Below are 11,350 nucleotides of genomic sequence, written 5' to 3' on the forward strand. Positions count from 1 at the left end.
GGGTGGCGGGGACGTCAGGGGGCGGGGTCACGGCCATCAATCGAGCTTGGCTCCCGACGCCTTGACCGCTTGGGCCCAGCGCGGCATTTCCGCGGCGATGAATTTGCCAAACTCGTCGCTGCCCATGAAGGCGGGGTCGGCGCCCTGGGTGATCATGCGGTTGCGGACCTCGGCGCTGGTCATGACCTGTTTGAAGGCATCGCTCAGTTTCGCCGTGACGTCCGCGGGTAGCCCGGCCGGCGCCAGGAAGCCGTAAAAGCCGACCACTTCGAAATTCCTGAAGCCGGACTTCATGACGGTCGGCACATCGGGCAGGGCCGGGTTGCGTGCCTTGCTGGTGACGGCCAGTGCGCGCACCTTGCCCTGCTTGTGGTACGCGGCCGCCTGCGGAATCGACTCGCCCATGAACTGGACCTGGCCCCCCATCAGGTCGGTGAAGGCCGGGGCGCTGCCGCGGTAGGGAATGTGCACCATGAACAGCCCGGTGGCGTTCTTGAACATCTCGGGCACCAGGTGGCTGATGCCGCCATTGCCGGCCGAGCCGTAGTTGATCTGGCCGGGCCGCGCGCGGGCGTAGTCGACAAACTCTTTCAGCGTGGTCACCGGCAGCTTGGGATTGACCAGCAGGGCCAGCGGCTGCATGGCGGTGCGGGCGATCGGCGTGAAGTCGCGCAGCGTGTTGTGGGGCAGCCGCGTGTACAGCGCCGGGTTGATGACCATCACGCCGGTGTTGGCCAGCATCAGGGTGTAGCCGTCGGGCGGGGCCTTCATCACGTCCTGCGCCCCGACCGTGCCGCCTGCGCCCGACTTGTAGTCGATGATGACCGGCTGCCCCAGCACGGCCTGTAGCCGCTCGGTCAGCAGGCGTGCGTGCTGGTCCAGCGGTCCACCGGCCGGAAAGCCGATCACCACGCGGATGGGCTTGTCGGGAAAAGCTGCCAGCGCTGCGGACGCGGCCAGTGCGGAGGCAGCGACCAGGCAGGCTGTGATCAGCGTCCGGGGACGCAGGGTGGGGAAAAGCGCGTGGGCGGAAAAAAGCTCATGGTGTTTCTTGGTGGTGTGGCCAGCCGGGAAATCGCACCCCGGGGCGGGCGGCGGGGACAGCGCCACCGGCCCGGCCGCTGGCTGCGCGCAGGGTTTCATCATAGTCAGGCGAGGTCGCTCAGGCGACACTGTTTTATCAGGAGCTTCCCCGATGGACGGGCGGTGCAGCTGGAGTAGGCTGTAGCTTCAATTTCCTGCAATCTGGAGCCCGATTTGTCCGACCCGAAAACAGCTGCAACGGCAGCGACCCAAAGCGCCGTCCCGCATACCCTGCATTACAAGGTCTGGCCCAAGCGCCTGCCGCACCGCATCTCGGCACCGTCCACCTCGCTGTGGCACAACCTGGCGGTCAGCGCGCTGCGTTACCCGAACAAGGCGGCGCTGGTGTTCTTCGGGCGCGTCTTCACCTATGCCGAGGTGCTGGACAAAGCCGAGCGCCTGGCGGCCACGTTGCATGAGATGGGGGTCAAAAAAGGCGACCGGGTGGTGCTGGACATGCAGAACTGCCCGCAATGGGTGATTGCCCACTTTGCCATCCTGCGGGCCAACGCCGTGGTGGTGCCGGTCAACCCGATGAACCGGGCCGAAGAGCTCAAGCACTACATCATCGACCCGGACGCCCGGGTGGCCATCACCGCGGCGGACCTGGCGCCCGAACTGGTCAAGGCCAATGTCCAGCTGCCGCCCGAGCAGCAGCTGCAACACCTGATCGTCACGCATTACAGCGATGCTTTTGATGTGCAGGCCGAAGCGGCAGCGTTGCCGCCGGCCTGGCAGGAGTGGCTGGGCACGCAGCACCCGGCACCCGCGGCCGGTGATTGCCACGTCATGTCCTGGGCCGAGGCGCTGGCGCAGGGCGCGCAGGGTCGGCTGCCCGACCACGCCGCCACGTCGCAGGACCTGGCGGTGCTGCCTTACACCAGCGGCACCACCGGCCTGCCCAAGGGCTGCATGCACACCCATGCGAGCATCATGCACAACGCGGTGGCCAGCAGCCTGTGGGGCAACAGCACGCCGGAAAACACCGTGCTCTCGGTCGTGCCCATGTTCCACATCACCGGCATGGTGTCGGTCATGCATGCCTCGATCTACGGCGGTGCCACGCTGGTCATCATGCCGCGCTGGGACCGCGAACTGGCGGGCCGACTGATCTCCAAATGGCGCGTGACACACTGGACCAACATTCCGACCATGGTGATCGACCTGCTGGCCAGCCCGAACTTTGCAGAGTTTGACCTGAGCAGCCTGGTCTACATTGGCGGCGGCGGCGCGGCCATGCCGCAGGCCGTGGCCCAGCGCCTGTGGGAGCAGTACGGCCTGCGGTTCGCCGAAGGTTATGGCCTGACGGAAACCGCCGCACCCTCGCACAGCAACCCGCCCGACGCCACCAAGCAGCAGTGCCTGGGCGTGCCTTTTCTCAATGTCGACGCACGCGTGATCGACCCCTTGACGCTGGAGGAAATGCCGCTGGGCGAGCAGGGCGAAATCATCATGTGCGGGCCGCAGAATTTCTCGGGCTACTGGAAGCGGCCCGAGGCCACCGCCGCCGCGTTCATCGAGATCGACGGCAAGCGTTTCTTCCGTTCGGGCGACCTCGGGCGCGTGGATGAAGAGGGCTACTTCTTCATCACCGACCGGCTCAAGCGCATGATCAACGCGTCGGGCTTCAAGGTCTGGCCGGCCGAGGTGGAGGCGCTGATGTTCAAGCACCCGGCCATCCAGGAGGCCTGCATCATCTCCACGCGCGACGCCTACCGCGGAGAGACCGTCAAGGCCGTGGTGGTGCTGCGGCAAAGCCACAAGGGGCAGGTCAGCGAGGCGGACATCATCGACTGGTGCAAGGAGAACATGGCGGCCTACAAGTACCCGCGTGTCGTGCAGTTTGTCGATGCCTTGCCGAAAAGCGGCTCGGGCAAGGTGATGTGGCGGACCCTGCAGGAGGCGGAAGGCGCCACCGCCTGAGGTTTTTGAGAAAAAAGTGCCTGCGGCCCTTGTCGGACGTTCGAGGACTGCTATCAAAACAAGAGCATTTTGGAGGACTCCGAAGTCCCGCGCCGACACGGCTGGCGCAATCGCCGGCGGTGTTTGACTCCTGGCAGGCGCCGGCGCTGCACCGCCCGCCTGTCGGCGGGTAGCGGGCCCGCAAGGGTGTTTGTTCTGAAAGCCGGCAGGGCGGCGGGGCGGGCGCCAAGCCGTCCCGGGCCACCCCCGCCCAGCCACATCGGTTAAGGTTCGTCTCCCGGACTTCGAACAGGTGCGACGCTGCAGACGCGTTGCCTGCGCTCATGGAACAAAATTCACCGCCCACCTCTGATCCCATGCACGACAAGCCGCTGGCCGGCTGGCGGCTGCGCCTCTACACCATCATTTTTGAAGCGGACACCCGCGCCGGACGCCTGTTCGACCAGGCCCTGATCGCCGTCATCCTGCTCAGCATTGCGGTGGTGATGGCGGACAGCGTGCAGGCTGTGCACCAGGTTTATGGCCGCGTCCTGAACGGCCTCGAGTGGATTTTCACACTGTTATTCACCGCCGAATACATCGCGCGCCTGCTGTGTGTGCGCCGCCCGCTGCAGTACGCCACCAGCTTCTTCGGCATCATCGACCTGGTCGCCGTGTTGCCGACCTACCTGGCGCTGTTTTTCCCCGAGCTGCATGCGCTCATCGATGTGCGTGTGCTGCGCCTGCTGCGCGTGTTCCGCATCTTCAAGCTTGCCGCCTATGTGGCCGAATACCAGTTTCTGGGGCGCGCCTTGGCCGCCAGCGGGCGCAAGATCCTGGTGTTCCTGTCGGCCGTGGTGATGGTGGTGCTGGTCATGGGCACGGTGATGTATGTGGTCGAAGGGCCGGGCAACGGCTTCACCAGCATCCCGACCTCGGTCTACTGGGCCATCAGCACGGTGACAACGGTGGGTTTTGGCGACATCACACCCAAGACCGACCTGGGCCGGCTGATTGCGTCCTTCATGATGCTGATGGGTTGGGGCATCCTGGCGGTGCCGACCGGCATCGTGACCGCGGAAATGGCCGCACAGCGCCGGCACCAGCTGTTGCAGACCCCGACCACGCGAACCTGCCACGAGTGCCTGACCGAAGGCCATGCCGCCGACGCGAATTTCTGCTTCAACTGCGGCGCCCGGCTGCCGCCTTACCAGCAGCAGGCCGGCAAGGCGTCCTGACGGTTGGCCCTAGCCGCCGGCCGTGAGCCGGATCGGCGTGATCTCGACCGACTCGCTGCCGGTGCTCATCCAGACCGTGCCGTCCTGGATCGTCACCTGCAGCTGCATGGTGCGGTTGGCCAGTTTGGCCAGCGCCTGGCTTTGCGCCGCCTCGATCTGCCAGACCACCAGGTTGGCGGCGCGGGTCAGCTTGCTTTCAATCGCCTTCCACCACACCGGCGTGCTGCTGGCAAAGCTGTAGACGGTGACACGTTCGGCGCGTCCGGCGGCGCGCATCAGGCGCTTGTCGTCGGGCTGACCGACGTCGATCCAGTGCAGGATCTGGTCGGTGTAGTCCTTGTGCCAGAGGGCCGCTTCGTCGACATCCCACAGGTCCTTGGCGAACTCCAGCTTGCCTTTGTTGTCGTCGGCCGTCACGTTGAGCGCAAAAGCCAGCAGCCGGATCATCATGCGTTCATCGGCCTCGGAGGGGTGGCGCGCGATCGTGACGTTGTGGTCGGCGTAGACCCCGCGGTCCATGTCGGCAATGGCCAGTTGTGCTTTGTAGATGGTGGCTTTGAGTGCCATGGGGGTCTGCTGGTTGGGTGAGGGGCGGGCGGTAACCCCCTATTGGAACAGACCTTTGTGCGGCCGCATGTCCGGACGCGGCAGGCTGGCTATAGTTCATGCATGATCCGATTGTCCGTTCTCGACCAGTCCGTCGCTGTCACCGGCCGCAGCGAAGACGCCTCCATCCGCGAAACGCTGGCGCTTGCGCAGCACTGCGAGGCCCTCGGCTACGACCGTTTCTGGGTCAGCGAACACCACAGCCACCCGACGATTGTCGGCAGCGCCCCCGAGGTGCTGATGGCCGCCATCGCCGCCACCACGCAGCGCATCCGCATCGGCAGTGCCGGCGTGATGCTGCCGCATTATTCGGCGCTCAAGGTCGCCGAGCAGTTCCGCGTGTTGGAGGCGCTGGCCCCGGGCCGCATCGACCTCGGTGTCGGACGTGCGCCGGGTTCGGACGGGCGCACGGCCCAGCTGCTCAACCCGAACGCACGTCACGCGGCCGATGACTTTCCCCGGCAGGTGCGCGAACTGCAGGCCTGGGTCGGCGGCGTCGACCTGCCCGAGGGCCACCCCGGCCACGGCGTGACCGCCAACCCGACGGGACCCGGCGCCCCCACGCTGTGGATGCTGGGCAGCTCGAATTACGGCGCGCAGCTGGCGGCGCATTACGGCCTGCCCTATGCGTTTGCGTACTTCATCACCGACGGCCAGGGGGCCGAAGAGGCGCTGGCCATCTACCGCGAGCTGTACCGGCCCAGTCCGCAACATCCGGAACCGCAGCCCGCGCTGTGTGTGTGGGCGCTGGCTGCTGACACCGAGGCCGAAGCCTGGCAGCTTTTCACCAGCCGCGAGCGCTGGAAAATCGACCGCAACCAGGGTGCGCTGGGGCCGCTGCAGTCACCGGCGGAAGTCGCGCAGCGGCCCTACAGCGCGGCCAAGCAGGCCGAGGCCGACCGGCTGCGGCGCACGGCGCTGGTGGGCAGCGCCGAGCAGGTGGCCGGCAAGCTGCGTGCGCTCTCCGACAGCCTGCAGGTCGAGGAGCTGGTGGTCATCACCTGGACGCATGACCCGGTGGCGCGCCGCCGCTCCTACGAATTGCTGGCGCAGGCGTTTGGCGCCGCCCCGGCCTGAGAGGCTGAGAGTCTTTTGTTCCTACCCGCTTATCACGCCAAAACGCACCCACTCGTCGTTGCAAATGCGCGCCATAGCCCGAGCTATGGCTGTGCTTTGCGCCTCGATTGGGCACGTTTTGACGCGCTACTCGGACACGACCAAAAAACTCTCAGCCTCTGAGCCCATCACGCCATCAGACAACAACCCCATGAGACAACAACCCGAGGACCCCTCCATGACTGCTCCCCTGTTCAGCGCCACCATAGCCGGCAGCCTGCCCAAACCCGCCTGGCTGTCGGAAACCCACAAACTCTGGCCGCAGTGGAAGGCCGAAGGCGCCGAGCTGGCCCAGGCCAAGGCCGATGCCACGCTGCTGTGGATCAAGGCGCAGGAGGACGCCGGACTGGATGTCATTGGTGACGGCGAGCAGTCGCGCCAGCATTTTGTGCACGGCTTTCTCGAGCAGGTCGAAGGCATCGACTTCGAGCACAAGGTCAAGATGGGCATACGCAACAACCGCTACGACGCCATGGTGCCGCAGGTCGTGTCGGCGCTCAAGCTCAAGGGGCGTGTGCATGCGGCCGAGGCGCAGCTGTTGCGCGCGCACACGACCAAAAAGATCAAGTTCACCTTGCCCGGCCCGATGACGATTGTCGATACTGTGGCCGACCAGTTTTATGGCGACCGCGTGAAGATGGCCATGGCGTTTGCCGAACTGCTGAACCAGGAGGCGCTGGCGCTGCAGGCCGACGGCGTGGACATCATCCAGTTCGACGAACCGGCCTTCAACGTCTACATGAAAGACGCCGCCGACTGGGGCGTGAAGGCGCTCGAGCGTGCCGCGCAGGGCCTGACCTGCACGACGGCGGTGCACATCTGTTACGGCTACGGAATCAAGGCCAACACCGACTGGAAGGAAACGCTGGGCCAGGAGTGGCGCCAGTACGAGGCGGTGTTTCCCGCGCTCGCCAAAAGCAGCATCCAGCAGGTCAGCCTCGAGTGTTACCACTCGCATGTGCCGCCGCACCTGATGGCCCTGCTGGAAGGCAAGGACGTGATGGTCGGTGTGATCGACGTGGCGAGCGACGAGATTGAAACCCCCGAGCAGATCGCCGACACCATTGGCGAAGCCCTCAAGTACGTGCCGAAGAACCGCCTGCTGCCCTGCACCAACTGCGGCCTGGCGCCCATGGACCGCGAGGTGGCCCTGAAGAAGCTGCAGGCGCTGGCCCAGGGGGCGGCGCTGGCGCGTGAGCGTTACGGCGCCTGAGGCGGGCAGCCATGACTGAACTGGCTTTTGCAGCGCCGGCCGAGGTCGGCCTGTGTCCTGACCGCCTGCAGCGCCTGCTGGCCGTGCTGCAGGCCGACATCGACCGTGGGCGACTGCCGGGCGCGGTGGCGCTGGTGGCGCGCCGCGGCAAGGTCGCCCTGTTCGAAAGCCTGGGCCGGCAGGACCCGGCCGCAGGCAGCCCGATGACACGCGATTCGATTTTCCGCATCTACTCCATGACCAAACCCGTGGTGTCGGTCGCGGTGATGATGCTTTTGGAGCAGGGCAAACTGCTGCTCAGTGATCCGGTGGCCAGGCACCTGCCGGAATTTGCCAACCAGAAGGTCGCGGTGGAGCGGAACGGCCAGGTGGCGCTGGCCGATATCCACCGGCCCGCCACCGTGCAGGACTTGCTGCGGCACACGGCCGGCTTGACCTACGAATTCCTGGGAAATGCCGACGTGCAGCGCCAGTACGCCAAGCTGCAGATGGGCTCGCGCGAGCGCAGCAACGCGGAGTTTTCCAGTGTGCTGGCCGGCTTGCCGCTGATGTACCAGCCCGGCAGCGTCTGGGAATACAGCCGCGCGACGGACGTGCTGGGGCGGCTGGTCGAAGTGCTCAGCGGCCTGACCCTGGGCGAGTACCTGCGCCGCAACCTCTTCGTTCCCCTGGGCATGCACGACACCGGTTTTTCGGTGGACCAGGACCATCACCCGCGTATTGCCGAGCCCTTTGCCCACGACCCGGACGGTGGCGTGCCGATGCGCGTGCTGGAGCCGCGCCGCGCGGCGGCCATGGAAAGCGGCGGCGGTGGCCTGTTGTCCACGGCCATGGATTACGCGCGTTTTCTGCAGTTCATGCGCAACCGGGGCGAACTCGATGGCGTGCGCCTGCTGGGTTCGCGCACCGTGGACTTCATGACCGCCGACCACCTGGGCGCCATCCCCGTCACCGGGGAGGTGTTGCCGCCTGGTTATGGCTTCGGCCTCGGCTTTGCCGTGCGCACCGCCACCGGCATCGCGTCCGTGCCCGGCTCGAAGGGGCTGTATTACTGGGGCGGCATCGCCGGCACCACGTTTTTTGTGGACCCGGCCGAAGACCTGTATGCGGTGCTGATGATTCAGGCGCCCAACCAGCGCGACCACTACCGGCCGCTGTTTCGCAGCCTGGTGTACGCTGCCCTGCTGGATTGAAATTGCTGGACTAGAAACTGGGTTTTCCGGAGACACACCATGAGCCACGACACCGGCCACAGCCATCCCCACGGGCACAGCCACGCGCCCGAAGGCACCGACTGGAAACACGACGGTGTGCGCGTGATCCCCGGGGGGCAACTGGACGGCAATGTGCCGTCCACGCCCGGCATGGACCGCAAGGCGGCGATCAATTTCGCCCGCGTCGGCGCGCAAAAGCTCTGGGCCGGCACGGTCACCATCCATGCCAACGCCAAGACCGGCGCGCACCACCACGGCCATCTGGAAAGCGTGATTTATGTTGTCAAGGGCCGTGCCCGCATGCGCTGGGGCGAGCACCTGGAGTTCACGGCCGAGGCAGGCCCGGGGGACTTCATCTATGTGCCGCCCTACGTGCCGCACCAGGAAATCAACGCGAGTCCGACCGAGCTGCTCGAGTGTGTGCTCTGTCGCAGCGACGGCGAAGCGGTGGCCATCAACCTTGATATCGCGCCCGTCGAAAAGCCCGAGCAGGTGTTGTGGATCGATCCAACCCACCCCCACGGTGGTGTGTAAAGCCCAAGTCAAGCCGCGGTGAGCCGCGGGTGAAGCTGTTCGCAAGTGAGCAATAACGCACACTTTGAGAGGGGTCGCGCTAACCTTTCCTTACGAATGTCACTTCGTCCTACATCCGCGTTCACATGAGTTGGTTACAACTGAGGCTCACACAAGGAGTACCCATCATGGATACAAACAACCAGACACCAGCCACCCCCGGCAGCCAGCCCGCCTTCTCGCAACGCATGCAACACAGTAAATCGCTGATCGCGATTGTGGCCGTGCTCGGGGTCACAGTGATGGCGCTCGCCGCCGCACTGGTGGTCAACCGCTCGGATGCGCAGCCGGGCGGTACCGAGGCCCAGGCCCCAACAACCCAGTCCAGCACCGCCGCCAAGCTGGCCAGCAACAGCGCGACCAGCACGACCACTCCCACGACCCGGCCGGCGCCGGCCAAACCGGTGGTCCAGCCCCGGCCTGTGGTCGTGGCCCAGGCACCCGCACCGGCACCCAAGCCTGTGGTCTGCGCCGACTGCGGCACGGTGGAAGCCGTGACCGCCGTGCAGCGCCAGGGTGAGGTCAACGGTGTCGCCGTGGGCAACACCACGGTTGGGCTGGGCACGGTGGCCGGTGGTGTCATCGGCGGCCTGCTGGGCAACCAGGTCGGCGGCGGCAGCGGCAAAACCGCCATGACGGTGTTGGGGGCTGCCGGCGGCGCGTTTGCCGGCAATCAGGTCGAGAAAAACATGAAGAAGGTCACCGTCTACCAGGTGCGCGTGCGCATGAACGACGGTTCAGTCCGCAACGTGGAAGTGTCCAGCTCGATTCCCGTCGGCTCCCGCGTGATTGTTGAAGGCAACAACCTGCGCATGGCCTGATGAGTCGCCGCTGCGGCGGCGCGATCCTGCACAGAACCACGGAAAAGCGTGATGGGTGACCATCACGCTTTTCTTTTTGTCTTTTCCCTTTTTTCGGCCAGCCGTGCAGTCCCTGCAGAGTGTGCGAAGATTGTTGGCAGGCAACCCCTTTTTCTCCTTTTCCCCCTCCCTACACGGCGGACCCCGGCAACCCATGAAAGAAGTGATATGAAGGCCATCTGGAAGGGCGCAGTGATTGCGCAAAGCGACGACACCGTGGTGCTCGAAGGCAACCACTATTTTCCCGAAAGTTCGCTCAACCGCGACCACATCACCTTCAGCAACCACCACACCATGTGCGCCTGGAAAGGGCAGGCCAGCTATTACTCGCTGCTGGTCGATGGTGAGATGAACACCGACGCCGCCTGGTATTACCCCGACCCGAAACCCGAGGCCGACAACATCAAGGGCCATGTGGCTTTCTGGAAGGGTGTGAAGATCGAACCCTGATGCCCCGGCCCGAGTGAATTTTTGTGAAGGAAGCCTGATCATGTTCAAACACATCCTGCTGCCGGTTGACGGCTCGTCCACCTCGATGATGGCGGTGGAGAAGGCCTGCGGGCTGGCCCAGGCCTTCAAAAGCACGGTGACGGTGATCTACGTGATCGATCCCTACGCCTTCAGCGGGGTCGGCACCGATTTTGCCTACGGCCAGGCCCAGTACCTCGGGGCGGCCGCGGTGGAAGCCAACGAAGCCCTCACGGGCGCCACGCAGGCGCTGGAAGCGGCAGGTGTGACGGTCAAGGCCTCCATCATCGAAGGCCACGCGATTTACCGCGGCATTCTGGAGACCGCCAGTGCGATCGGTGCCGACCTGATCGTGCTCGGTTCGCACGGGCGCCGCGGACTGGAAAAACTCGTGCTCGGCAGCGTTGCCGCGCAGGTGCTGGCGCATGCCCATTTGCCGATTCTGGTGGTGCGGGACTGAGTCGTTCACTCGGGCGGCTGCCTGATCCTACTGACTTTTGAATAAAAGAGGTCTGCAGTCCTTGCCCAGTGGTCGGTAACAGCTATTGATTTTATAGCGATCCATCTTTCAGGCTGTCATCCCGGACTTGATCCGGGATCCATGTTGGCGTTCCTCCGACTCCGTTCGGGCTGAGCTTGTCGAAGCCTGCGCAAGCTTGCGCGGCGGTGGGTCTTCCAGCAAGCTGGGTCTCGCCCCGGCGGGCTAGGCACTTTACTTTTGCTTCGCCAAAAGAAAGTACCCAAAGAAAAGGCGACCCGATGGTCTGGGTCCTTCCGCTTCGCTCCAGGCAACCTGCGCTGCTCGACTCTGGCGGGGGTCGGCAGAACTCGCTGCGCTCGGACAACTGCCGCCCTGATCCCGCCTCCGTCTGCGCTGCTCGGCCCAGCCCGACGGGTGGTGGGACAAGAATGCGGAAACGGAAACGGAAACGGAAACGGATGCGGATGCGGGGAGTCATGACGCGCGAAGCGCGTCATGTCGGACTCACGGGACTGTCATGTATGCACGCGGGTGCAGCACACGTTGCCAAATGAAGCTCCCCGCCATCGCCCAGCGGGGCGAGGGAGGGGCGGGGG

11 protein-coding genes are annotated in these 11,350 nt (G+C 65.2%); 9 read left to right on the plus strand and 2 right to left on the minus strand.

Annotated elements, in window-relative coordinates; all coding sequences use genetic code 11:
- Nucleotides 1-36 precede the first annotated feature (36 nt).
- Nucleotides 37-1,008, minus strand: a complete 972-nt coding sequence (locus B7G52_RS22130; RefSeq protein ID WP_096699835.1) for a tripartite tricarboxylate transporter substrate binding protein — start codon at nt 1,006-1,008, stop codon at nt 37-39.
- A 249-nt stretch (nt 1,009-1,257) separates the two neighbouring features.
- On the opposite strand from B7G52_RS22130, the gene B7G52_RS22135 reads away from it, so the two are divergent.
- Together B7G52_RS22135 and B7G52_RS22140 are read left to right on the plus strand one after the other, a co-directional pair.
- Nucleotides 1,258-3,006 carry a long-chain fatty acid--CoA ligase gene (locus B7G52_RS22135; protein ID WP_240523584.1) on the plus strand — a complete coding sequence of 583 codons (1,749 nt, stop codon included), beginning with the start codon at nt 1,258-1,260 and terminating at the stop codon, nt 3,004-3,006.
- Between the two features lie 323 nt (nt 3,007-3,329).
- Nucleotides 3,330-4,223, plus strand: coding sequence for an ion transporter (locus tag B7G52_RS22140; RefSeq protein WP_096699830.1), 894 nt, complete (start codon nt 3,330-3,332; stop codon nt 4,221-4,223).
- Nucleotides 4,224-4,232: 9 nt separating this feature from the next.
- On the opposite strand, the gene B7G52_RS22145 is transcribed toward B7G52_RS22140, so the two are convergent.
- On the minus strand, nt 4,233-4,790 hold the full coding sequence (locus B7G52_RS22145) for a YaeQ family protein (RefSeq protein WP_096668148.1): 558 nt from the start codon (nt 4,788-4,790) through the stop codon (nt 4,233-4,235).
- 105 nt (nt 4,791-4,895) lie between these two features.
- Between B7G52_RS22145 and B7G52_RS22150 the strand changes: the two genes are divergently transcribed.
- The 7 genes from B7G52_RS22150 to B7G52_RS22180 all read left to right on the plus strand — a co-directional run bounded on the left by B7G52_RS22150 (nt 4,896) and on the right by B7G52_RS22180 (nt 10,733).
- Nucleotides 4,896-5,906, plus strand: coding sequence for an LLM class flavin-dependent oxidoreductase (locus B7G52_RS22150; RefSeq protein ID WP_096699837.1), 1,011 nt, complete (start codon nt 4,896-4,898; stop codon nt 5,904-5,906).
- Between the two features lie 229 nt (nt 5,907-6,135).
- Entirely contained in the window at nt 6,136-7,158 is a 1,023-nt protein-coding gene (locus B7G52_RS22155; RefSeq protein WP_096699838.1) for a methionine synthase, read from the plus strand.
- A gap of 11 nt (nt 7,159-7,169) precedes the next feature.
- Nucleotides 7,170-8,351, plus strand: a complete 1,182-nt coding sequence (locus B7G52_RS22160; protein ID WP_096699831.1) for a serine hydrolase — start codon at nt 7,170-7,172, stop codon at nt 8,349-8,351.
- Nucleotides 8,352-8,390: 39 nt separating this feature from the next.
- On the plus strand, nt 8,391-8,906 hold the full coding sequence (locus tag B7G52_RS22165; protein ID WP_096699832.1) for a cupin domain-containing protein: 516 nt from the start codon (nt 8,391-8,393) through the stop codon (nt 8,904-8,906).
- A 167-nt stretch (nt 8,907-9,073) separates the two neighbouring features.
- A complete protein-coding gene (locus B7G52_RS22170) occupies nt 9,074-9,766 on the plus strand; it encodes a glycine zipper 2TM domain-containing protein (protein ID WP_096699833.1) in 693 nt (230 codons plus the stop codon).
- 207 nt (nt 9,767-9,973) lie between these two features.
- Nucleotides 9,974-10,255: a DUF427 domain-containing protein gene (locus B7G52_RS22175; RefSeq protein WP_096699834.1), complete on the plus strand. Its 282-nt coding sequence runs from the start codon at nt 9,974-9,976 to the stop codon at nt 10,253-10,255.
- Between the two features lie 40 nt (nt 10,256-10,295).
- On the plus strand, nt 10,296-10,733 hold the full coding sequence (locus B7G52_RS22180) for a universal stress protein (protein ID WP_096699839.1): 438 nt from the start codon (nt 10,296-10,298) through the stop codon (nt 10,731-10,733).
- Nucleotides 10,734-11,350 lie beyond the last annotated feature (617 nt).

The sequence above is a fragment of the Polaromonas sp. AER18D-145 genome, from assembly GCF_002379095.1.
Taxonomy (GTDB): domain Bacteria; phylum Pseudomonadota; class Gammaproteobacteria; order Burkholderiales; family Burkholderiaceae_C; genus Polaromonas.